At 61.2% G+C, this 22,781-nt stretch carries 24 protein-coding genes; 13 read left to right on the forward strand and 11 right to left on the reverse strand.

Annotated elements, in window-relative coordinates:
* Nucleotides 1-188 precede the first annotated feature (188 nt).
* The 4 genes from RHODMAR_RS12895 (at nt 189) to RHODMAR_RS27555 (ending at nt 5,078) form a co-directional block, all read left to right on the forward strand.
* Complete coding sequence (locus RHODMAR_RS12895) at nt 189-860, forward strand: hypothetical protein (RefSeq protein WP_008715191.1); 672 nt, start codon at nt 189-191, stop codon at nt 858-860.
* 623 nt (nt 861-1,483) lie between these two features.
* Nucleotides 1,484-3,226 carry a hypothetical protein gene (locus RHODMAR_RS12900; RefSeq protein WP_157226089.1) on the forward strand — a complete coding sequence of 581 codons (1,743 nt, stop codon included), beginning with the start codon at nt 1,484-1,486 and terminating at the stop codon, nt 3,224-3,226.
* Nucleotides 3,227-3,732: 506 nt separating this feature from the next.
* A complete protein-coding gene (locus RHODMAR_RS29600) occupies nt 3,733-4,473 on the forward strand; it encodes a nucleotidyltransferase domain-containing protein (RefSeq protein WP_442970051.1) in 741 nt (246 codons plus the stop codon).
* Nucleotides 4,470-5,078, forward strand: a complete 609-nt coding sequence (locus tag RHODMAR_RS27555; RefSeq protein WP_008715196.1) for a metallophosphoesterase — start codon at nt 4,470-4,472, stop codon at nt 5,076-5,078. The genes RHODMAR_RS29600 and RHODMAR_RS27555 overlap by 4 nt, the downstream gene beginning before the upstream one ends.
* 47 nt (nt 5,079-5,125) lie before the next feature.
* On the opposite strand, the gene RHODMAR_RS12915 is transcribed toward RHODMAR_RS27555, so the two are convergent.
* The 3 genes from RHODMAR_RS12915 to RHODMAR_RS12925 all read right to left on the reverse strand — a co-directional run bounded on the left by RHODMAR_RS12915 (nt 5,126) and on the right by RHODMAR_RS12925 (nt 8,514).
* Complete coding sequence (locus RHODMAR_RS12915) at nt 5,126-6,532, reverse strand: tetratricopeptide repeat protein (RefSeq protein WP_008715197.1); 1,407 nt, start codon at nt 6,530-6,532, stop codon at nt 5,126-5,128.
* Nucleotides 6,533-7,304: 772 nt separating this feature from the next.
* Complete coding sequence (locus RHODMAR_RS28270) at nt 7,305-7,634, reverse strand: hypothetical protein (protein ID WP_008715198.1); 330 nt, start codon at nt 7,632-7,634, stop codon at nt 7,305-7,307.
* Nucleotides 7,635-7,935: 301 nt separating this feature from the next.
* On the reverse strand, nt 7,936-8,514 hold the full coding sequence (locus RHODMAR_RS12925; protein WP_008715201.1) for a TetR/AcrR family transcriptional regulator: 579 nt from the start codon (nt 8,512-8,514) through the stop codon (nt 7,936-7,938).
* Nucleotides 8,515-8,596: 82 nt separating this feature from the next.
* Here RHODMAR_RS12925 and RHODMAR_RS12930 point away from each other — a divergent pair, with 82 nt between their 5' ends.
* Nucleotides 8,597-9,478, forward strand: coding sequence for an SDR family oxidoreductase (locus tag RHODMAR_RS12930; protein WP_008715204.1), 882 nt, complete (start codon nt 8,597-8,599; stop codon nt 9,476-9,478).
* A gap of 335 nt (nt 9,479-9,813) precedes the next feature.
* On the opposite strand, the gene RHODMAR_RS12935 is transcribed toward RHODMAR_RS12930, so the two are convergent.
* Together RHODMAR_RS12935 and RHODMAR_RS12940 are read right to left on the reverse strand one after the other, a co-directional pair.
* Nucleotides 9,814-10,218, reverse strand: coding sequence for a hypothetical protein (locus RHODMAR_RS12935; protein ID WP_157226090.1), 405 nt, complete (start codon nt 10,216-10,218; stop codon nt 9,814-9,816).
* 385 nt (nt 10,219-10,603) lie between these two features.
* On the reverse strand, nt 10,604-11,383 hold the full coding sequence (locus RHODMAR_RS12940) for an SDR family oxidoreductase (RefSeq protein WP_008715208.1): 780 nt from the start codon (nt 11,381-11,383) through the stop codon (nt 10,604-10,606).
* A 137-nt stretch (nt 11,384-11,520) separates the two neighbouring features.
* Here RHODMAR_RS12940 and RHODMAR_RS12945 point away from each other — a divergent pair, with 137 nt between their 5' ends.
* Nucleotides 11,521-12,105 (forward strand): TetR/AcrR family transcriptional regulator, encoded by a 585-nt coding sequence (locus RHODMAR_RS12945; protein WP_008715210.1) that lies wholly within the window; start codon nt 11,521-11,523, stop codon nt 12,103-12,105.
* A 370-nt stretch (nt 12,106-12,475) separates the two neighbouring features.
* Here the strand turns inward: RHODMAR_RS12945 and RHODMAR_RS12950 are convergent, their stop codons facing one another.
* A complete protein-coding gene (locus RHODMAR_RS12950; protein WP_008715212.1) occupies nt 12,476-13,615 on the reverse strand; it encodes a serine hydrolase domain-containing protein in 1,140 nt (379 codons plus the stop codon).
* Between the two features lie 256 nt (nt 13,616-13,871).
* On the opposite strand from RHODMAR_RS12950, the gene RHODMAR_RS12955 reads away from it, so the two are divergent.
* From RHODMAR_RS12955 to RHODMAR_RS12970, 4 genes are all read left to right on the forward strand, one after another.
* Nucleotides 13,872-14,345 (forward strand): SRPBCC family protein, encoded by a 474-nt coding sequence (locus RHODMAR_RS12955; protein ID WP_042939039.1) that lies wholly within the window; start codon nt 13,872-13,874, stop codon nt 14,343-14,345.
* A 245-nt stretch (nt 14,346-14,590) separates the two neighbouring features.
* Nucleotides 14,591-14,938 carry a hypothetical protein gene (locus RHODMAR_RS27010; protein ID WP_008715217.1) on the forward strand — a complete coding sequence of 116 codons (348 nt, stop codon included), beginning with the start codon at nt 14,591-14,593 and terminating at the stop codon, nt 14,936-14,938.
* Between the two features lie 26 nt (nt 14,939-14,964).
* On the forward strand, nt 14,965-15,426 hold the full coding sequence (locus tag RHODMAR_RS12965) for a GNAT family N-acetyltransferase (protein ID WP_051048004.1): 462 nt from the start codon (nt 14,965-14,967) through the stop codon (nt 15,424-15,426).
* Nucleotides 15,427-15,548: 122 nt separating this feature from the next.
* A complete protein-coding gene (locus RHODMAR_RS12970; RefSeq protein WP_042939041.1) occupies nt 15,549-15,800 on the forward strand; it encodes a hypothetical protein in 252 nt (83 codons plus the stop codon).
* 87 nt (nt 15,801-15,887) lie between these two features.
* Here RHODMAR_RS12970 and RHODMAR_RS12975 read toward each other — a convergent pair whose 3' ends face one another.
* Nucleotides 15,888-16,466 carry a hypothetical protein gene (locus tag RHODMAR_RS12975; RefSeq protein WP_042939042.1) on the reverse strand — a complete coding sequence of 193 codons (579 nt, stop codon included), beginning with the start codon at nt 16,464-16,466 and terminating at the stop codon, nt 15,888-15,890.
* A complete protein-coding gene (locus RHODMAR_RS12980) occupies nt 16,463-17,518 on the reverse strand; it encodes a hypothetical protein (RefSeq protein WP_008715225.1) in 1,056 nt (351 codons plus the stop codon). The genes RHODMAR_RS12975 and RHODMAR_RS12980 overlap by 4 nt, the downstream gene beginning before the upstream one ends.
* A 139-nt stretch (nt 17,519-17,657) precedes the next feature.
* Between RHODMAR_RS12980 and RHODMAR_RS12985 the strand changes: the two genes are divergently transcribed.
* Together RHODMAR_RS12985 and RHODMAR_RS12990 are read left to right on the forward strand one after the other, a co-directional pair.
* Nucleotides 17,658-18,845 (forward strand): lipase family protein, encoded by a 1,188-nt coding sequence (locus tag RHODMAR_RS12985; RefSeq protein WP_157226091.1) that lies wholly within the window; start codon nt 17,658-17,660, stop codon nt 18,843-18,845.
* A gap of 55 nt (nt 18,846-18,900) precedes the next feature.
* Complete coding sequence (locus tag RHODMAR_RS12990; RefSeq protein WP_008715229.1) at nt 18,901-19,929, forward strand: LLM class flavin-dependent oxidoreductase; 1,029 nt, start codon at nt 18,901-18,903, stop codon at nt 19,927-19,929.
* Nucleotides 19,930-19,951: 22 nt separating this feature from the next.
* On the opposite strand, the gene RHODMAR_RS12995 is transcribed toward RHODMAR_RS12990, so the two are convergent.
* Both RHODMAR_RS12995 and RHODMAR_RS13000 read right to left on the reverse strand, forming a co-directional pair.
* Nucleotides 19,952-20,659, reverse strand: a complete 708-nt coding sequence (locus RHODMAR_RS12995; RefSeq protein ID WP_042939043.1) for an enoyl-CoA hydratase-related protein — start codon at nt 20,657-20,659, stop codon at nt 19,952-19,954.
* Between the two features lie 58 nt (nt 20,660-20,717).
* Complete coding sequence (locus RHODMAR_RS13000; protein WP_008715232.1) at nt 20,718-21,818, reverse strand: hypothetical protein; 1,101 nt, start codon at nt 21,816-21,818, stop codon at nt 20,718-20,720.
* Between the two features lie 117 nt (nt 21,819-21,935).
* On the opposite strand from RHODMAR_RS13000, the gene RHODMAR_RS13005 reads away from it, so the two are divergent.
* On the forward strand, nt 21,936-22,223 hold the full coding sequence (locus RHODMAR_RS13005; RefSeq protein WP_008715234.1) for a DUF7218 family protein: 288 nt from the start codon (nt 21,936-21,938) through the stop codon (nt 22,221-22,223).
* A gap of 1 nt (nt 22,224) precedes the next feature.
* Here the strand turns inward: RHODMAR_RS13005 and RHODMAR_RS13010 are convergent, their stop codons facing one another.
* A complete protein-coding gene (locus RHODMAR_RS13010; RefSeq protein WP_008715236.1) occupies nt 22,225-22,713 on the reverse strand; it encodes an SRPBCC family protein in 489 nt (162 codons plus the stop codon).
* Nucleotides 22,714-22,781: the final 68 nt, after the last annotated feature.

Raw genomic sequence — 22,781 nt, forward strand, 5'->3', positions numbered from 1 at the left:
GGTCATCCTCTGCTCATCGCTTCGGGGCGTATTCGGGGGAATCACCCGCACGCCGTTGGCCACTCGATTTGCCGAACAACCCGCTCAGCGGCCCTATGAAGGACGCTTTCGCTTCGCCGCTTACGGCGCGCCCGCGGCATACGAACAAGGAGTTCCGAGTGCGTCAGGTGGTCTGACATACTTCGCGGATGAACTTGGGTGATCTGTGGCAGTACCCGTTCCCCGTAGACATCTACGGAACGGTCGCCGCATGGGTTGGCTCGCTGCTTACCGGTCTGTCGTTTGCGGCCGCAGCCGCCTATTACATATATGATAAGCACCTCGATTCGCGGTCCCAAGCCCAGAGCATCAGGGTTGAGATACCCAGCAATTCACAAGAAGAGGTAATTACAGTACACAACTTTTCCGACGCGGCGATTTTGAACGTCGATGCGCAGTTGATCGAAGTTTCTGTTGCTGAACAAGTCGTGTCCGAGATGGCCGCGAATATACGTACTAATCCAAGACGGCTCCGGAAGGAGTTGAAGAGGCGAAAGCCAATTCAGGGTCACCAATACTGGCCTGTGGCTGTGGGTTTAAAGTCAGAGGACGGTCAGCTGGCAGTATCTGCGGGTGAGTCGAAGAGTTTCAAAGGTGGCGTATGGGCTACCTCTGACACCATGCCTCTGTATCTGCTGTTCACAGATGCCAGAGGTAAAGGATGGAGGTTGAGGGTGAGCGACAGTAAACTGGAACCGCGAGCTGGCTCGCTGACGTCACGGGTCAAGTATCGGTTGAAGCCGAAAGTTATTTGGAGAAGTTACAAGGAATGGAGGGTCTCCCGCATCACAAAGAAAGTGAGGGTTCACGATGTAGTTTGATTAAGCTGGTTCGTAGCCTGCGTGTAGACCCTATTGGAATAACACTATACTGCTCTTAAAATTCGCACACGTTAAATATTGCAGACCAATTGCGGAGAAGTAATCTGATTGGTTCAGTGCTTCGGACAGTGGACTCGCTTGGAATAGGTATCTACTGAAATGAGTCCGTCCGAATAAACGGACGTCGCTTTTGGGACGGCCAGCGGAATTGGCGACCGCTGGTCGTAAGGAGGCTGCAAATTGAGCAAGAGCGGGCCCCGTTTGTGCAACGCGGAGCCGGCGATCGAGCAAGAACAGCTCGCGTGCATGATTCTTTAGCGATCGGAGGGCATTCTGCTGCTGCCTAGCTGCTCGGACAAGCGGTGGTGAGGATCTCGGCCCGGTGACCGTACGACCGCCTTGTCCGTCGTCGTCAAATTGCACACCGTGTTCATCCTCGCAGGCGAGAGCTTCACCCCGCGATGACCGATCGCGGGAAGCGCCCTGATCTGCGTCGCTCCGCACCAGCTGCTGAGGCGTGCAGGATGAAATAGCGACAGATTATGCTGGCTGGCTGGCAGGCAGGCAGGCAGGCAGGCAGGCAGGCAGGCAGGCAGGTTGAGTTTGAGCACGAGGAGGTCCGTGTGTCCGGCAGATCGAGGGCCCGGCAGGAGCGGACCATACGTAGAGCCGAGCTGCGAAAGCAGGTCAAAATCGGCAAGCGTGCCGATAGGCTTGGCGATTCAGTGGACTTGACCGTTAGTGGAGTGCGTCAAGCGGTCGTCATCCACGGCCACGACAGGCTGGCGCAGGCGCTACTCGCCCGACACAACCGCAGGCTAGCTAATCAGGCGTTGTTAGCCGATCAAATGCAATCGATGGTGCTGCCGACGCTGAACGGGTTCCTTCCCCTGGACATTGCACTTGCGCGGTTAAGTGCTAGTTCATCCCGGGCACCAGCCTTCAGAGGGCGACAATGGGTTGATCATTTGGGTTGGGGTCTGGACAGCGTCGCGGCCGCGTGCAGATTGATGATGACGGGCCAGGTGGTGGGAGCCAGTGTGATTGCGAGGTCGCAGCTGGAGAGATGGTCGGAGAACATCGCCCACGACAACGCAGCCGGGCCGTACCCAGGAGAGAAAACGGCTGACTGGATCGGCCGGCTGTGGTCGATCCACGGGGTACAGGATGGGGGACGGAACAGTTTTGGTGGTCCGTCAGGGATCGACGCAGGGCGCTCTTTTTCGGAGATGAGCGAGCTGGTCCACGGACGTGGACAGCTAGTGAGGGCAGCTTGGTGGGAAAGCGTCGAACTCCTGTCCGCGGCAGATGCTGCCGCGGTCCAGGCCTTCGACTTCGTTCATGATGCGCTCGATCTGTCAGTCAAGCGCATCCATGCAGCCATTTGCACCGCGGCATCGGCGAGGCAACTGGATAGTGTTGCTGCCGATGCATGGAATACACGGGCACATAGTCGAGTCAGTATGCGCTTAGATGACATCCAACCCCTGCTGATGCCCCTTCTGCCTTCATTTTTCATGAACGACTCTGCGTTCTACGCGCTAACCTCCTATGGCTTTGCGTATAGAGGTGAAGTCGACCGCGGCGCTAAGGACTTTCCGATTCGACTCAGTTCTGACGGATGGGGGCCGTTAGGTTTTGCGGAACGTCGCGCAAGAGCTGCGCACGCCGCTAAGCAAGCATTCCTGGCTGAAGCCGACCAGTTCGGTGAGAGCTTCGATAATCGCGGGATTGAGAATACCTTCATCGAATCAATCCTTGCGTGCGAGATGGCTGGCCTGATCGCGGTCTGGCTTCGCGAGGCACCCGAAACCATCCATGCTGCTGATGCTCTGGTAATTGCTGCGAATTCGCTGCGGTCGGCAGTCAACCTATGGTTAGAAGACGATGAGCGATCTATGGGTTGCCTTCGCGTGCTGGTGGAACAGATCGCTTCCAGTCGAACGTGGAGATTGAAGCCAACTGTCGCGCAACGCCTACATGACCGAGGGAAACTGTCGACTCCGCGTGACTGGATCGAAAAGTCAGGTTGGAAACGGTTAGCCGCACTTAACGAGGCTCTGGGTAGCTACGCGCACGGCCTGAAGAATTCTGATTGGGACTCGGCTCGTGAGACCCTTATTCAGCTGCAGGCAGACCTTACGAAGCCTGCGGCCCGTCAAAGAGGTAAGACATCGACGCTCATCAATTCAATAGTATTCCTTAATTCTGAAAACGCGGAATGGCTTTCGGTAATCGACAGGGACGTCGAGAGTGCTTATTGGAAAGTCGTAAGGCTAACCCGGAACGGTGTCGACAAAGGCATGGATGACTATCTGCAACGAGCGTGGGTGCTGAGAAAGCGAGGCATATCAACTGTCCAGTAGACGAAGCCTAGTCGCAAACTTCGCTTTACATCCTGTCTTCGATAGCTGACGGCCACCGAAGGCACCTCAGTGAAACGCGGAAAGCCCTCGACCAGATCGGCGCAGCGTGATGCACGCCGGACGCTGCGATACTGAAGGCATGGACGGTGTTCTCCTAGGTTGCGCAAGACGTAGTTCGATCTACCGCGTGGTGCGAACGCACAACTCGATCCGCATTGCCAACGCAATCGGTCGTCAACGCTTGCCAACTCGTCGAGTTCCCGACGAGCGCATGCGGTGGCGGACCTAACGCCCGGACGCTCGAGGTCGGTGCAGTTGTCCGACGATATCTGACCTGACATTGGGGATACATCGCCAGTAGTGTCCGAGCCAGTAAACGCGACAAGCCCGGCATTCGATGCGAAAGCCGGTGCAGATCAACAGTGCCACTACCGGTGAATTTACCGAGCGATACGGTAGTGGTCGTGAACCGACATGAAATTGTCCGTGCGCTCCTCGGGTTGGGAGTGGAGTCTGGCGTCGCAGCCGACCTACCGGACCTGCCGAGTGGCGTCATTGGGCTAATGGTCTACGGCAGCCAGGCGCGGGGCGACGCTGTTGACGACTCAGACCTCGACCTGTTGGCGCTATCTGTAGCTCCGCGACCAAGTATCCAAGTCGCACTCGTAAGCATCAGCTTCTACACAAGTCAAATGTTGGAGACCGGGATTGGGACACTGTTCGGCGCGCATCTGAACCGCGACGGAAAGATTCTGATCGATAAGGACAACCAGCTTCGTACTGCGATCGACTCGATGGGCGAGGTCGACACAGATCGGCTTTTTGAGCGAGCACGACGAATGTCGCAGCTGTTCACCAGTCTCGACCGGGATCTGCCCAAGTATCTGCCAGGCCTAGTACGCGAAGCTCGGTATCTGTTGCGAAGCTGCTATTACGCACGAGCAATTTCGGACGGGGAACCATGCTTCTCTATCCGTGAACTCGCTAAGCGACATAAGGACCCGGTCCTTGTCCGTCTCCTTGCGTCGAGACATCAACAGGAACCTTCAGTGCGAGAATTGACCGAATGTTTGGCTCGACTGCGTGGGGTCTTGGGTGACTTCCCGCGGAGCGAGCATGGATCGCTTGAGGCCACAATTGTGAACGAGTGGGAAAGCCCAGGCGATTTGCTGTCGATGGCATTCCTCGCACTCGGGGTTACGGGCCAGGGGTCTGATTACGCGGAAGTGGGGAAAATTCTGTTATGACTGGCGAGCTCGCGTTCGTGGGCGACATCCACGGAAACCTAGGCGCTCTGCGGGGCATTCAGTGCGTACTCGACCGGCGAGGCGTCGGACATACGGTCTTCCTCGGTGACTACATCAACAAGGGTACTGAATCGGCAGGCGTGTTAGAAGAATTGATCGTTCGGTCAAGATCTGGGCGAGCGACATTGCTCGCTGGGAATCATGAAACAGCCCTGCTTGAGTCCCTCGACAACCACGATCTCAGCGCATTCCTCAAGATGGGCGGAGCAGCAACTATTCGCTCGTATGCTGGGGCGCAAGTCGGACCGGAGGTTCTGGCGGATCTGCGGTCCAACCTTCCGGTCCTTGTGCTTGATGCGCTTCGGCAGATGCCGACCCGATATGAATCTGATACTGTTATTGCGCAACATATTCCGCCAAGATCGATAACTCACAAATACTGTGTGAGCGCGCACCTGCCCGTAGGTCGGTTGCCGCTCATCAACAATTATTCAGCCCAGATAGACACGGGCTGTGGTGGCCACGGCGGCCGGCTGACGGCACTTCTGTGGCCGTCCCGCACATACGTGCAAGTCGACGAGGTAGGACGTGTCGTTGATGGGTGATCTGAAGCAAGGTCGAGTGAGCTAGTGGAGATTATCGACGTTAGCCCCTATTGTGCCTTGGCAGCCCCATTTTTATCCTGAATTGAGATGTTGAGCGTCAAGCAAGCTTGAAATTGAGTTTTTGCATCCTCGATGCGACCTACTTCGCGGTAGCATTGGCCAAGTACCAGCAGGCAAATCGCCTCGCCCTGCCGGTTGCCGATCTGACGATTTATCGACAGAGCCCTTTCTGCGGGGGTGAGGCCCTCGGATGCTTTGCCTTGACGCAGGCTCACCTGTGCAACCAGGACGCCCGCATTGGCGTGGATGCTGGAGGGGGGTGTTGTCTCTAGGTCAGCGAGAGCTCGATCCGCGTGCTCCCGCGCCGCAGCAAGTCTGTTTTCTGCAACCTCAAGCCTCGCCAGATTTATAGACGACTGGGGTACCTCGCTGAGCAGACCAGCCTCGCGCCTCAGTTGGAGGCTCTGTTGGAAGTATGTCCGAGCACTTCCACTGTCACCGATTTTGCGGTGGGCCAGACCGAGATCATCGAGAATTCGGCTGCGGACAGTGGTGGTGGAGTGGTCAGTCGACACCAACAGTCCGAGTGCGTGCTGTAGCCGCCCGATAGCATCGTGGTGGCGCCCTTGAGCATCGAGGACACGTGCCTGCGCAGAGAACGCGTCTGCTGCTTGAAAGGTATGTAGCGTATCCCCTTCGGCGTGAGTCGAGATTGCTAATTGAGTTTGGTCGTATGCCCCTGCGAGGTCGCCTTGTCGCCGTAGGAATCGTGCCAAAGCTAGCTGCTCCAAGGGGCCCCCGATCGCTGAAGCTTCTGTCAGTAGCGAACCTCCGGCCTCAGCCTGCCCTAGCGCGATGAGTTGTTCTCCGCGGAGCCGGCTGTGCGCGGCTCGAAGTACGTCCCTCCCAGAGGAAGGGAGCAAGTCCACGAAACGCGGTGTCTTTGTCGTTGCGGACGATGCCCATGACGTGAGTCGCGCAGTCAACTTCGTCTTCAGATCGCGTACGCCCGATATTGACTCGAACAACGCCGCGTGGTGGTTGACAATCTGTTGTTTGAGACTGAGTATCCGTTGGTCTGGAGTGGGGCCGTCGAGGAATGCGATCCATACGTCACGCATAGGCTGGGCGGGTTCGGCCAAGTCGAGGAAGCCAGTGAAGAGTTCCTCCTCTGTTCCGGAGGTGTACCCCCATCGGCTGCCGGGTTCGCTACCCCAGGATGACTTGAACAGGACAATCATGAAGTGGGATTCACCAATCAGCTCATTGATGGCTTCTTGCGGGCGACGTGCCGTGCCGCGAACACGGTCCCATCCCACCACCTCGAAGCTCGCGCCGGGAGCCTCTCGTGCCCGGTTATTGAACTCGCTGACGCACGCACCTACGGTGGCGCGTTCGTCGGGGACGTCACCGGGAGACGCCAGGAATATGCGGAACGGTGCGATTTCAGACATAGCTTGGAATCGTAATCGGGGCATCTGAGTCCGTGCGTTACGGAGTCGTAAGGGCTTTAAATCTGCGTCAACAGGAACGTTCGCGGCTGGATCATATGAAAACAACAGTTTGAACGACGTCCTTGAGATGACGAGTCCTCCTGACCGGTCTTCCGTCACGGTGAATACTTTGACGGCAATGAAATCGGAGATTGGCCACGTGTCCGCGCTCCAGGATGGGGCTTCATTGACGGAACAATTTTTCGCACGAGGATTTCTTGGAACCGACAATGAAACGTTTCGACTCGACGTCACCAGGTTCCGCCGTACCCCGGGGCGGGCTGTGCTCCGCTACCGCAGCGCAGCGTGGCACGGTTAGCCACGATCTGAATGGGGCGGCAGGCGCGTCGACGATGACTCGCCACTCGGATACATTGAACCCTCGAAACCGACCAATGATGAGGTGAGTTCACTATGACCACCGCCGACCGCACCGGGACATCCAGTGCACCGCAGACCTCCGAATCGCACTGGACGAGCCCACAGTAGGCACACCCGGGACTGCGACTGGGCTTGTTGGCTTCGATGGTGTTCACCTGACGGGGACTGCCGCACCTGTGCAGTAGATGTTTCACTTGTGTGCTGCGTCGGTCAGCATTTCGGCGACGAGTTCGAGGATGTCGACTTCGACCGGACAGCGCACCGTAGGAACGAGGACGGCAGCCGGTTCTACAGAGACCGCTCCGGCGGAGCCTCGCAGGACTTCGAGGTGTGGGATCGACCCGAGACGTCGTTACCGGACACGGATCCACCCGTCGGGCGTCCATGTGCCGAGGATTTCTCGGCCTCGGCCTCGGCCTCGGCCTCCGCCTCGGCCAGCGTCTTGTGCGAGGTCGAGTGCGACGAACACGGGATGTGCGAGTGGCCGTTCGAGGGTGTTGGTGTCGAGCTCGATTCGTAGCTGCGCTACTGCGGGAACGGGCGCGACACGCACGGAGGCTTGGGCGGTTGCGGCGGTCTCTGCGGCTCCGAGCAGCGTGACCGCACGGCGGACGACTGTCTGGTCAGGGACGAAGAAGTCCAGCCGTTGGTCTGCGCGGAAAGCGGCGGAGGCACCGTACATGGCTGCAGCTGCTGCGTCGGCCAGTGCCCACCCTGGTTGGCTGTCGGGGGAGTCGAGCCCCAGGCGCAGCGGTCGCTGTTCGGTCGCGTTGCCCGGTGATGGTTAGCGCACGAGCTGTTCGATGGCAATCGATCTCGTTACCGGTGTTCGGCTGTGCTTCAACGACGATCCCGTAGCGATGGCCGCGGCTGTGTTCCGCGTTCTCCGCTGATGTCCTCGGCGCCTGCCCACGCATACTGAGCAAGCGACCCGATGGGCCGACTGGCACTGAGAGCCGTGTGGGCGGCAATGGGCTCAGCGATCAATTCAAAGTGGTTGCGATGGAACGCATTTCGTGCAGGGCGGCTGCTGCGTACGGTGCCAACGATTCCGATTTTCCGGACTCGTTCTCGGACCACGCGGTGTAGCCGCGCTTGAAGGCCAGAACTCCCAGTTCGCCGGCGAGGTGGGCGGTGGGCTCGGGGAAGCCGCGGTCGACGAGGGCGTTGGTCATCGCCGCAGCCATGCCGACGGTTTTCAGCGCGTCGCGTTCCTGTAGCTCCGTGCTCGCGGCGACGGCCGCTTTTATTCGGGGACCGAGTTCTCGGTTGGTCGGCCCCATCGCGTTGGATGCTCGCTCGAGGCCAGCGGCTACCGCGTCGAGCGCGGTGGACCCCTCGGGTGCGTCGGCGATGCCGTCGGCGAGGAGTCGGCTCAGAGTTTCCTGACCGGCGACGAGGAGTTCGCGCTTGTCCGAGAAGTGGCGGAAGAAGGTGCTTTTGGTGACCCCGGCTCGTTCGGCGATCTGGGCGACGGTGGTGGCGTCGTACCCCTGCTCGTTGAACAGGTCGACTGCCGCAACGACGAGTCGTTGGGTAGCACCGGGTTCCCATCGAGCCATGCCATCATCATAGTGGACGGGACAAAGGTCCCGTCAGGTGTACAGTGATGGGACAACTATCCCATCACTTCAGGAGCATTCCATGCGCGTTTTCATCACCGGTGGTACCGGCACTATCGGAACACCGGTCGTCTCCGAACTGCTCGGTCACGGGCACACCGTTCTCGCGCTGGCTCGGTCGGAGGAATCTGCGCGGGCGCTCGAGGCGGCAGGTGCCGAGTCGGTTCGCGGGGATCTGGACGACCTCGAGGTTCTCCGGGCGGGTGCCGAGCAGTGCGACGGCGTCGTAAGTCTGGCGTTCGGTAGCGATTACAGCAGCGCCGAGGCGCTCGCCCGGTCCATCTCGCAGGAGAGCGCAGCGATGGCCACCCTGGGTGACGCGCTCGTGGGAACCGGCCGCCCCATCGTGACTGTTTCGGGCACTCCGTGGGTACCGGGCCGGGCGTCGACCGAAGCCGACTCTCTCCCCACCGACGGACCGGTAGGCGGCCGCGGTAAATCGGTGAACACGTTGTTGGCATTGGCATCTCGCGGTGTCCGGGCGACCGCAGTGCGCATGCCGCGCACGGTCCACAACAATGGCGAGGGAGGGTTCGCCGGACTGCTGGCCGATGCTGCCCGCCGCACAGGCGTTGCGGGATACCCGGGTGACGGAACGCAGCGGTGGCCGGCCGTGCACGCACTCGACGCGGCAACACTGTTCCGACTCGCCCTCGAGTCCGCACCAGCCGGGACCGCGTGGCACGCGGTCGACGACGAGGGCGATGCGGTGCGTGACATCGCCACCGTCATCGGTCGCCGACTGGCCCTGCCGGTCCGGCCGGTGCCGGAGGACACCTTCGGCCCCTTCGGCCCGATCTTCGCGATGGATCAGCCGGCGACCAGCGCCCTCACTCGTGACGAGCTCGGATGGCATCCGACGCACGCGAGTCTCCTCGACGACCTGGAGAACATCAGACCGTGATCAGTGCTGCTCCAGCCGTGTCGATCAACGATTTCCAGTCCACCAAGGAGCTATTCACGGCCGGAGTCGCAGGCGGCTCCTCACTCTCCTCCCATACCGGGAGGAGGAACGGTTCAAAAACTGGCGGAGTGCAGCTTCGATGCGAATAGTTTGCGATCCCGAGGCCATTGGAGTGCCGAGAGCAAGAGGCGGAAAACGAACGCGCCGTCCAGGACGCACACGTCTCCGAAGAGGCCGCCGGTACCCGATTCAGATTGACGAAACGCGTCAACATAGTTGTTGCTCAATGGTCTACGACATGGCGGTTCGTCGATCTTCACCCGGGGAACGTGTGGTTACCGCAATGACCGGCGCAATCTGATCGCGTTCACCACGGACCATGCGATAGCGATCGGGGCCAGTAGCCCCAATCCTGGTGCGCCACCGAATAGGTACCACACGGAGATGAGGAGGACGGCAGCGGTGACGGAGACAGCTGTCAGCTTCCGCATTGGAGTTGACGTGCGGTCGGCGGCAAAGCCACGAAATTTCCCGTTCACGAGCAAGAGCCGAACCGCCGAGACACACGCCGCGAATCCGACAACGGCCAACAGGCTGAGCGGGAGAAGACCGTCGAACGAGACTTCCGGATTTCCCAGATTTCGTACGACGCCCACTGTAAAGGGCACCGAGGCTGCATACCCGAGGTACATAAACACGATCGGACCGGCGAATCCCGCAGGCTTCGTCGACGTCTTCATAACCAACTGTACCAATTGTCCGTTGTTATCGTCATTTCTTGCGATGACACGTTCGGCGGTGTTCGGCAGCCGCCGGTGCGTCGACGTTAGTGGGGCGAAGGCGATGGGCAGGAGCGTGCGGCGTTGAATGACGCGCAGAGCCTGCGTATCGAGACCGATGTCTTCGCTTCGGGTCATGGCAGCTGACACGTAGGACAGCCAGGCTTCGGGGGAGAGGCCGGTAGCCAACGCACCTCACTCGCACGTTGGCCGTCGAGCGGCGGTGGCCAACCGGGCGCGGGCCGAAGTGCGAGGAGCTTGTGTTCGCCGAAAAGTCGTGGGTCAGGGAAACCCTCTGCCTCGAGCAGTGCACTGGTGTTCCTGGCAGGTTGCGCGGCCATCGAATTCAGATGATGCCGCCGTTGGCGTAGATCACCTGGCCGTTGATCCACTGGGCCGGTCCGGCGAGGTGGGCGACGGTCTCGGCGATGTCCTCGGGCCGGCCGAGTCGTTCGAGGGGAGTCATGTTCCGCATGGCGTCGATGGCCTGCTGTGGCTTACCGTCGAGGAACAACGGAGTGGCGGTGGGTCCGGGTGCGACGGCATTGACGGTGATGTGTCGGCCGCGCAGTTCCTTGGCCAGGATCAAGGTCAGGGCATCGACTGCACTCTTGGTGGCGGCGTAGGCGCCGTAGCCGGGGAGAGCGAGCTTGACGACGGAGCTGGAGAAGTTGATGATCGCGCCGCCGTCGCGGACTCGTCGAGCTGCTTCCCGGGAGACGACGAATGCGCCGCGGACGTTCGTGCGGTGCATCCGGTCGAAGTCCTCGAACGACAGATCGACCAGAGGAGAAAGGAGCATCACCCCGGCGGTGTGGACGACGACGTCTACTCCACCGTAGGCCGCATCGAGTTCGTCGAACAACTGTGCCACGGCGGCCTCGTCGGCGACATCGCCCGAGACCAGAATTGCCTGGCCACCCGCTGCCGTCACGGCGTCCGCAGTCTCCTGCGCGCGGTCGCGGTTTCCGGCGTAGTGCACTCCCACCGCCATGCCCTGCGCTCCGAGGCGGGCACCGATAGCGCCGCCGATTCCACCCGATGCTCCGGTGACAAGCGCAACGCGCGGGCCGGCCGCGGCGGAGTCGGTAGCCTCTACAGCTGAATGTGTTGTGGTGTCGGTCATCTGGACTTTCCTTCAGTATGTCACCGCGCGCCGCTGCGCTATGTGTACGATAAGTTCATTAAACCATGGTTGTGAACGCACTGTCCACATAAAGGTCCAGGCAGTGTCCGACAAACCCAGGATCAGAGGCAGGGGAAATGGGACGAGGCCGCAGACCCACCGAGGAAGTACGCGCCGAAATTGTCGAGACGGCAGGAAAGCTGTTGTTCGAATCGGGTATGGCCGGTTTCACCATCGAGAAAGTCGCAGCTCTCAGCGGCGCAAGCAAAGTGACTATCTACAAATTCTGGCCATCGAAGGGTGCCTTGGCGCTGACGGGCTACTTCAGCGCGGTCTCCCAGGCATTGGCATTCCCAGACACCGGAGACTTGCAGGAGGACCTGCGCACCCAGTTGCACTCGTTCGTGACGTTGCTGACCAATACACCCGCCGGCACAGTTCTGCGTGAACTCATTGGGGCAGCGCAGACAGACCCCGACCTTCTCTCGGCGTTCCTGTCTTCGTATTCGTCGCCGCGCCGCGCCCTTGCGATCGCACGACTCGACGCTGCCCGCTCACGCGGCGAGCTTCGAGAGAGCCTCAACAGTGAGAGCGTCATCGATCAACTCTGGGGTGCGTGCTATCACCGGCTACTGCTGCCCGATCAGCCGATTACGTCCGCGTTCGCCGACCACCTGATCGACAACTTGTTTCAGGGCATCGGTAAACCGCAGTCGCGGTGAACTAATCGACATCGGAGAACCTCATTGCCCGCGATGCTCAACGGCGAGCCGCTGTGAAATAGCACCGTGTCCTACGCGGGCAAGAAGGAGCATATGGGCTCCGGGCGGATGAGGGTCTCGTGGCACTATTTTGCGAAATACTAGACGGCCGAATACTGAGCCACGCTACGTCAGCGCCGCAAAGGTCGTCGCCCACTCGAATGTCGTCGGACCTCGCGTCGCGACCAGGCAGCCGGCTATCGGATGGTGACCTCGAATAGCCAGGGATTGCGCGTGCCACGCCGACACCACTCCGATGACACACCCTGGGGCGCGGTGGAGATCGGTTGTCGACCCATCACGCTTTCCGGTGCGCGCACCTACGTGTCGTCTAGTCGAGCGATGAGTAGGCCGCAGTTACGTACTGCGCCGATCGCTCCGACCCAAGTAGACCCGGGCCCATCTTGTTCATTACGTACGAGAACGTCATGCGCTTGTCCGTGTCGACGATGATTTGCGAGCCACCCCAACCGCCCCAGAAACAGATTCGTCCTTCGGGGATGTACGGAACGGTTTCGGGCGTCGGCAAGCCGAATCCCACACCGAACCGGATCGGCACACCGAGGACGAGGTCGATTCCGTAAGACTGCTCGTCGAAGATCTTGTCGATCGTTTCCTGCGACAGAAGGCGTACGTCACCGAGTTTGCCGCCGCATGCGATCACAGATTGAATGCGTGCAAGGGCCCTTGCATTCGAATGTCCGTTGGCCGCGCCGATTTCGGCGGCGCGCCATTCATCGGTCCACGAGATGGAGGCGTCGGGTGGGGGTGCTGTGAAAGTCTTGACCATGACGCTGTCCATTCCGAGTGCCGCAAGGTCGATCGGCAGTGGAGGGGGCGCAATGACATTCGAGACTCGACTGTATTCCGATGTCGGCAGGCCCAGTCGGAAGTCGGCTTCGAGCGGACCTGCGATCTCCTCGTCGATGAAGCGCCCGAGCGTGCGTCCGTCGATGCGCCGCAGCACCTCACCGATCAAGTGTCCGTAATTGAGTGCGTGATACCCCGATGCCGTTCCCGGTTCCCACCACGGTGCCTGCGTCGCCAATCGAGCGGTGGCGTAATCGTCATCGCAGATATCGTTCGAAGTGAACGGGCTTTCCCACCCTGACACACCTGAGGTGTGCGACAAGAGTTGCCGTACTTGAATGCGTTCCTTGCCTGCTGCTGCGAACTCGGGCCAGTACTGCGCGACCGGCGCGTCCAGATCCAGCAATCCGCGGTCGACGAGCATCAGCGCGGCCAGCGCGGTGACGGTCTTGCTGCAGGACCAGACGTTGGTGACAGTGTCACGGGCCCAGGGCTCGGAATGTTCGGAATCGACCCACCCGCCCCACATGTCGACGACGCATTCGCCGTCGATCGTCAGCGCGATCGCCGCACCGACGTCCTCGCCGGAATCGAGATTGAGTTCCAGCGCCTGCTTCAATCCAGAGAATCGCTGATCGCACACGCCTTCGACGTTTGCCACTGACTACCTCCGAGGAACAATTAGAACTTGACGTCAAGTTCAGGTTCTGGAAAGTATCGTCCGGCTTGCGGTGTGGTGTCAATCACATTTCAGCCGAGGCTATCCGCCCCGCGGGAAGGCTGGGCCTCTCGCGGACCCTGGATAGGGTCTGCGGATGCTCGAACTGCTCGGATCGGCACTGCCGCATTCAGGTCGATATGCATGGTTTACGAACGCAACGTCCGATCCTGAGCGGGTGCCCTGCGAAGCTGTGCGGATGGCTTTGACAATCAGGCTGACGACGTCGATCGACGCGGACCCCGCAGTGGTCTTCGATCTGGAATCGGATGCGTTCGTTCACGCCGAGTCTCAGGGAACGTTCGGTGAGAGCGTTCGGGTCGACGCGGGTCGACGTGATCTTCGGTTGGGCGATGAAATCGAAATCCGTTCCAGGCACCTCGGTGTGTGGTTCACCTTGACCAGTCGTATCACGGAGTACGAGCCATCGCGATATTTCGTGGATGAGCAGGTCACTGGCCCCTTTGCCTCGATGCGTCACGAGCATTTTTTTCTCGCGCGACGCGAACTCACGCACATGGTCGACATCATGTCGGTTGAATTCCGTGGCGGACGACTCGGCGCTGTGATCTTGGACGTCCCAGGCAGGCTGTATCTACGGCGCGTCCTGTGCGTTCGGAATGCGTACATCAAGAAGCGCGCGGAAGCGGAGCGGAAGGCTCGTGGCCGGTAGACGTTTATGATCTTCTACCAGCACAACGGTTCTCCATCCTGTTTTGCCCGCCCTTCGGCTGTGTCGGTCCGACAGATGCTGAACGGTCTTTTTTGTTGCACACTGGCACCTCGGACATAGTTCGCCCGAACGAAGACATCGGCGTCGCAGTCGACAGACGTGACGTACGCATTCGAGGTCGACGGGTCGACCGTGATCAACACGATTACCAACAATTCCGGTAGCGAACTGACCTGCGGCACATCGTGGCTCCCGCACCGGACACGGTGTTGCCCCCGGTGTGGAAGGTCGTCGGCAACGGTCGGTCGCTGTACTCGATCGACGATGCGGGCCGGTTCGGAATCAGTACCCAGCACGTCACCGATATCCCGGCCTGCACCTATGCCGCGCTGGCATCGTGCGGCACCGAAGGCGTCGATCCGACAACAGCATGGGTCTCCGATTACCCCGGCCTGTCCGCGGTCCTGGCAGCGCTGACCAACCGAGACCTTTCGCGACGTATCGCGAAGCCTGGATCCCGTCGACCGTCAACGGCCCTTCGGTCGGAGGACGTCCGCCCAGGGGACTGTCTGGATGACGGTGATCGGCGTTGACGTCCGTGGTGCGGGATACTCCCTCAATGGTGTCCGTCCGACCGAGAACTGCAGCTGACCTTCCTGGGTGTGTCGCGACGCTGTGCGAGGTCCACGAATCCGACGACTATCCGCATCGTTGGCCCCACGATCCTGCGGGGTGGTTGACGCCCGAGAACACGGCAGCAGCGTGGGTCGCCGAGCATGAGAACCGCATCGTCGGACACGTCGTCATCGTCGACCGAGTCGGTGCCCTATGGGTGTCTCGGCTCTTCGTCCGACCGCAACACCGGGGCTCGCTGGTCGGAGATTCGCTGTTGCGGCAGGCGCGAATTGGAGGTGCGTCGATGCTCGACGTCATCGAGTACTCGACAAAGGCAATCGAATTGTACGAACGCACCGGCTGGACGCTGGTCGACAGGCGTCCGGCAGAGTGGACCATGTCGGACGGCCGTAGGCCAGTCGAGCGAATCTACTGCGCGGATCCGCGCTCGAACAGGCTCGCGTAAGCCGTTCGAACACGCCGGTGATCGGCTTTTCGATGCCGCGGATCTGTCGAACGTGCAGACTCTCGGAGAACCGGAAATTCAGGTCCGGACAGAATCGAAGGGAGATCGAAGCTGTGCGCGGTATGAAGGTTCTACTCAGTGTTTTCGGCTTCGGCGTCGGACTTGTTGCCACCCTGGTGATCGCACTGTTCTCCAGCGCGCCGTCGAGATCGACGTATGCGCTTGTCGATGGTGGCAGCTCGAACCCGCTGAACTTCATGGAGACGCCGAGCTACTTCATCATCGGAATTCCACTGATCTGCGCGCTGCTGGGATGGATCACCGCATATGTCCTTATCAAGCGAGGTTGGGAACTCTCGCACACTGTGAAGTGAAAGTCGAGTGCGGCGACACCCGAGCTGCGACCGAATTGGATGCCCGACAACGGATCCCACCTCACGTCCGATCACGAGGGCACCGGCTCACCCACCCGAAGGCGTCGTCACGATATCGATCATTTCGTCGAGCGTGAGTGCTCCATGAGAGGACGCATCGATTCGACTGCCGTCCGGCACGTAGGCCTCAACGCGTCTATTCGTCTCGCCGTCCGAAATATCGACGACAATTCCGTCGGCCAGGGTGCGCCGCTCGTCGACGTTGCTCATCGAGAGGACTGCGCTGGCACTGGTATCTCCGCCGCCGATGCCTCCATCCGGGGAAGTACTGATCGGTCCGAACAGCAAGCTCGGCCCGATCGACTCGGCCTTTACCGTGGCACCTCTGGGCAGCGCTCCGGCCAATGCATCGGACATTGCGGCGGCCTTTGTTTCCGAGAACCAGGGGTAATCCGGACTGTCGTAGGTCTCGTTCACGACAAAGGCGAAGTTGATTCGCTGCAAGTCCTCGGGCTGCGCAACCTCGTCGCACCCGGGGATTGTGATCGCATCGGATTGCGGAGTGTGCAGCAGACCCGCTGCAACGACGCCGACCGCCACGATCGCAACAATCACAGCCGCCGTCGACCAGGACGATTTCGAGGATCGCGGATGCGGCGTATTCATGGGTCGAGTGCTGCGACCCAACGATCGTCGTCCCGCCGCCACAGAACGGGCTCGTCTTCGGCATCGACGCAATCGATGTTCAACCACCACGTCGCGTCCGGATTCCAGCCGGCCAGTACCGTCGCACCGTCGTTGTCGGTCAACGGTATTGCGATACCGGGTGTAGTCAGATAACCCAACATGGTGAGGTGCACGGCGTCGAAGTCGTCGGACACCGCGGTCCAGTCAGGAATGAACCAGTCACGATATTCGCCCGTTGTCTCGAACCAATCCGAACGTTTGGACTCCGGAACCGCCAACGGGTACGCGTCGACCAAGTGAGCCCAGTCGGCGGGGCTCCTGATCTCGTACACACGAGGGTTGCCGCGGACGGTCACCGGCCACACGCGTGCTCTGCCGCCTCCGGACGAATCTTCCTCCAGCAGCAACTCCAGCGCCCCCAATCGCTCACGTGCGCGGCTGGTTTCCAGCGCTGTGCTCGGCGATGGAATCGACCACCACTCTCCGCCTATGCGGTTATCCGGGCGCTCGATTCGCCGGATGCGATAGCGCTCCTCAGCTTCGAGAATGTGCTCACGCCACAGGTCGAGCCCTGCACTCCTGCTTCTGTACGGCAGTGTCGATTCTGGGAACTCGTCGGTCTTGCATGGATGCGCCACCATGCGCTGGCAACTCGTGTCGACCCCGTCGGACCACCACTGAGTAGTCGCTGACGCCCACATAGCAGACGCTATAGGGTGCAGCGCCGCAACAGCTTCCGGTGTGGCGAACCAGATGTCTTCCTCGTCCGGCGGCTGCCAGTAGCGTGCCCAGTCCGTTGCAAAACCGAGAGCACCGAGCACGTCCGATTCGGATAGTTCGGCAAGTGCAGCAACATCGACACTCTTCAGTACTTCGACGGCATCTGCGAGCGAGTGCGGACGATATGGATTCGCAGCGCGTTCGTCCGAGCTGCACAGATACCCGAGATTCGCGCAGAAAAAGCGTCCCCGCGGGGACGCCAGAACAAGGGTTGCGCAGTCCAATGTGGTGTCCGATCCTGTTCCGACCACCGCCGCATCGAGGTCGGTGATCCGTACATCAGTGTCGCAGAGCGACCCACTTCGGATCCACCGCTTATCAGGTCGCCGAACTGCCACGGTGGAGCACGGAATGCGGAGCCGCGCTCAGCACCGCATAATTGCACGCGACATGAAACTCCTCAGCCTCACCTGCGCCCTGGTCGTGCTGGCAGTGTCCCTCGTCCTGTCGCCCGAACCCGTCTCGGCGGACCCCGCTGGCACCGACTTCTACGACACTCCCGTCGCCGACCTCGATGCTTACGCACCCGGGGCCATCCTGCGCCGAGAACCCGTGCCGCAGCTCGACGTTCTGGGATCGCACACCGAGCGAATTCTGTACCGGTCGGCCGATCCCCGTGATCGTGCAGTCGCGGTGTCGGGGTTGCTGATCACCCCGACCAGTGCGTGGACCGGTCCTGGTCCCCGGCCCGTGATCGCTTACGCACCAGGCAGTTACGGGATCGCCGACCGCTGCTCGGGCTCGTCCGTGCAGGGAATGGCAACCACGATCCCGGCGCTGCTGCCGCTCCTGGAACAGGGATACCAGGTGGTCACGACGGACTATCAAGGACTCGGAACTCCCGGCGAGTACGAGTTCCTGGGCCGGGTTGCCGGCGCACGTGCGGTGCTGGACTCGGCCCGGGCCGCGGCAGGCGAGACCGACGCGCCCGTCGTGGTCTACGGATATTCAGCCGGCGGATTCGCCTCGGCCGCCGCCGCAGAGCTCGCCTCCACGTACGCGCCCGACCTGTCCGTGGTCGGTGCCTTCGTCGGTGCCGCACCGACCGATCCCGTGCTGCGCGTCGAAGGGCAGGACGGCACCGGGACCGCCGCGACGATGCTGTACACGATCGACGGACTGATCGGCGCGCATCCCGACCGGGCCGGCGAGATTCGCTCACTCTTCAACGACCGCGGACGTGCGGTTCTCGATGCAGTCTTGGACTTCTGCACGTTCGACGCGTACGAGTACGGAAAGCTGCGGTCGGAGGATTTGACGGCCGACGGCACGTCTTTGAGCGCACTCATGACCGGCCCTGTTCTGGGTTCTCTGACGGCGGCGAACACCGTCGGGTTCACCGCGCCGATCGCGCCCGTGATGATCGTGCAGGGAGTACACGACAGTTCCGTAGGAATCGAGCAGAGCCGGCTCCTGGCGCAGCGATGGCGCGCCGCCGGTGCCGCGGATGTCACCGTGCGCGAGTTCGACTTCGGAACCGAACTCGTTCCCGCGTTCGACCATACGGCTGCGAACGCCGCTGCCTACCCCGAAGCGATCGGGTGGATCGAGCGGCTCGTCGCGCGGAGCTCGGAATAATTGAATCTTCACCGATGCTGTTGGTGTCGTACATCCCGAATCGAGAGGTCCCATCATGCATCTGGGCGTAGACAGTTTCGTCTCTTCCGTGACCGACCCGACCGACGGTCGGGTGATTGCTCCGGAGGAGCGCATGGGTCATCTGCTGGAAGAGATCGCGCTCGCGGATCAGGTCGGGCTCTACTCGTTCGGCATCGGTGAGCATCATCGCAGCGAGTACTACGACTCGGCACCGTCGATCATTCTGGCTGCCGCCGCCGCGCGAACCGAGAACATCCGGCTCGGCAGTGCAGTCAAGGTACTCAGTGCGGACGATCCCGTGCGAGTGTTCCAGGAGTTCGCCACCCTGGATCTGATCTCGAAGGGCCGAATCGATCTCGTCGTCGGCCGCGGCTCGTTCACCGAGTCGTTCCCACTGTTCGGCCTCGACCTGGCCGACTACGACTCGCTCTTCGCCGAGAAGTTGGACCTGCTGCTGCAGATCCGCGACAACACCGAAGTCACGTGGTCCGGCAAGCACCGCCCTGCGCTGGTGCGTCAGGGAATCTATCCGCGCCCGCTGCAGGATCCGTTGCCCATCTGGGTCGGTGTCGGAGGGACGCCCGAATCCTTTGCTCGCGCTGGGCTTCTGGGGTTGCCTCTGATGATTGCCATCATCGGAGGGGAACCACGCCAGTTCGCTCCGCTCGTCGACCTGTACCGGCGCGCAGGAGCGCAAGCGGGTCATCCACCAGAGCAGCTGAAGGTGGGGCTGCATGTGTTCGGCTTCGTCGCTGATACCACGCGGGCCGCGGCAGATACCATCTATCCCGGCTGGAACGAGATGTTCACCAAGATCTCGCGCGAACGCGGATTCGCCCGGCCGAGCCGGCAGCAGTTCGACGCGACCGCCGGCCCCAACGGGGCATTCTTCATGGGCGACCCACAGACGGTCGCCGACAAGATCCTGCGAGTAGGCGAACAACTGGGCGGCGTAGATCGACTGTCGCTGCAGATGACCAACCCGCGGCTGGCCCACAGCGATCTGCTTCGAGGAATCGAGCTGCTCGGTACCGAAGTCGCACCTTTGGTCGCCAAGGGGTAGCGCTGTCGACGCATGCCCGGGGTTAGTTAGAGGCCCACTCCATTTCGTCGACGCCCGCGACCGGTGTCAGTAGCGACACGATCTCACTCGCGTACATCGTTCGTTTGATCTCCCGTAGAACATCGCCTCGGGTTCCTACCAAGTCGCTCGCTCGGGCTACGGCGTCGTCTCGCAATGCATCTTCTGTCGACACCGCGTCGACCAGTCCGAGTGCCATGGCGTCGCCGCCGCCGTAGCGGCGTCCGGTGGTCAGCGCCTCGTGAAAGGCGTGCGGTGCCAGCTTGGCTCTGACCATGTCTACGGTTCCCGGGCTGTAGGTTGCGCCGATGTTGACGCCTGGGAAGCAGAGGAAGCCGCGATCGGATCGCTGGATTCGGTAGTCGTGCGCCATCACGAAGAATGCAGCACCGCCGTATGTGTGTCCCTGCAGGGCCGCGACGGTCTGCATCGGGAACGTCAGAAACCGCACCAACATCTCCTGCACGGTGCCGATGAAGCGGTTGACCTGATCGAGATTCTCGGCACCCCACGACAGGTCGACCCCCGTGGAGAAGTATTTGCCCGTCGCCGTTGTGACCAGCGCGGCGGGGCCGGAGCTGGCCTCGACCTCGTCGAGCAGAGCGTTGATCTCGGCGACCCAATCCGGGCTGATGCGGTTCTCGCTGTCGTCGACACCCCGAGTGCCGAGGTTGAGCACGAATACGTCAGCAACTCGTTCGAGGTATGGCATTTTACGAAGGTACCCAGGTTTTGTTGTTCTCACTCACAACGCGAACGGTTCGCCGATCTCACGATGACGACGTCGCCGACTGTCGACGAATCAGTTCTCGGTGACCGTAGGTGGCGTCGAGAATATCTTCGCGATCGGCTACCGACGATCCGACTGCACCGGCCACGGTACCCAGCGATGCGGCGAGCCACGCGAGAGAGAAATAGTCACCGAGCGACGCGGTTCGACCGATCTGTGCCGCCAGGAAATCCGGTGAAATGACCACCGCTGCCGCTGCAAGTACGACAGCGAACAACAGGGCATACATGCACAGCGCACCGGTCAGAACTGTGCCCAAGGTAGCTACGTTGTACATCCAGCGATCGATCGTGGAGCTACGGAACGTCCGCTTCTCCCACAGGCCGTTGGGAAGAATGACCCACGCTGTCATGGCGATCACTGCCGTGACCCCGACCATGGCCAATCGCCCCAGACTCATCGACGCTGCCATCTGCCAGATGCTCGCGTAGAACACGCCGAAGGCGGACGCCGCGCTGGCTGCAGCAAGTGCGCTCGACAGCGTCGGAACCAATCGCCACGGCCGATTGCACCGGATCATCCCCGATACCAATCTGATTCGGCCGAAAATTCTCGACGTCAGCAGCACTTCGTCACCTTCGCCGGAGTCACTGGCTGCCCAGCGAGACTTGAAATATCTCCGCGGTAGCCGAGACGCGTCGTCGGCTTCGATCAACTCGTGCAACACGGCCAACGCCGCCGCGACGGCGCGTTTTCGCACCGCGAGCGTTCCGAAGGAGGGCACGTACAGCGCGCCGGTCGTCCCGTCCCGAGTCTCGGCGATCACCGGCCGTGAACCCTGGCGGCGAGGTACTTCCGACACGCACAGCACGATGTCGTAGTTGTCGTCGGCTTTCACAGCTGCCAGCCACTGTCCCAGCGGGGCCGAGCCGGTCGCCGTGGGCGGAAGTGGAACTGTTGACCCGGACACGCGTATCTCGCGGCGTTGCCCGTCGATCATGGCGTGGCCCGGCAACTTCTCGACGATGGCAGACGCCACGGTCGAAGCGAAACCTTCGTCACTGACCACCCCCACGGAGAGCGGCGCACCGGCCGTTTCCTCGGTGTCCGTGCCGGTTGTCTGCCGTCGATCGAGCTCCATTCCCAACGGGTACCCGTCGCAACTCGATGTACACCATCGGGCTGCGCCCGAAGCCGAGGTTTGTCGGCGTGCAGACCGGGTAGCGCTCTCGATATCGACATTGCGAAAGGATGAGAAATGCCAGCCGAGAAAAGCACAACCGAGTCCCAGGATCAGCCGCAACTGAAGGACCCGGACTTGTACGACAAGCTCCGCGAGGAAGGGAACTCGAAGGAGAAGTCGGCCCGCATCTCCAATGCCGCCGCGAACAAGGGCAGGGAGCAGGTCGGTAAGAAGGGCGGCGAGTCCGGATCCTACGAGGACTGGACAGTCGACGAATTGACCGACAGGGCCAAAGAATTGGGGCTCGAGGGCTACTCGAAACTGAACAAGGAGGAGCTCATCGACGCGCTCCGCAATCACTGACTCACTGTGGGTGAAGCGATGAGTAGTAACCCTGCTGTGCCGGGTAGTAGTCGTCGAAACTCGGCAGTGGGGTGTTGTCTCTGGACGCGACGAGCATGTCCAGGTAGTACTCCCACCCTGGCCCGATGTCGCCGAGACCATCGGTGCTCGCACAGCTGTGGACGAGCACGAGGACGGTCGTGTGGCCTTGTTCGGTCAGGCGGACTTCGAGTGGCCACTGGCCCTCATCGGTCATCCGCACCGCCAGCCGGTGCGGCGGCTCGCACGCCTCGACAGTCATGGTCGACTGGGGCTGGCCCTCCTCGAAGACCATCGTGACCCTGATGGTGTCGTCCGAGATGCGCTCCCACGGCCCGAACCACAGTGACGTCCGTGGCGACTCCGTCAAGCTGGCCCATACGTCCTCGCGCGGAGCGGCGATGGTTCTGCTCAGCTCGAGAGCGAATCCGGTAGCGGTTCTGCGCAGTGTGCCTGTGGGTGTCGGTGCCATCGAGTGATTATGCAACTCCGGCCGTACTGCCGTCGAACATCATCTTCGCCGGTGTCGTCGAAGAGTCG

The organism is Rhodococcus sp. AW25M09 (assembly GCF_000333955.1).
In the GTDB taxonomy this organism is placed as follows: domain Bacteria; phylum Actinomycetota; class Actinomycetes; order Mycobacteriales; family Mycobacteriaceae; genus Rhodococcoides.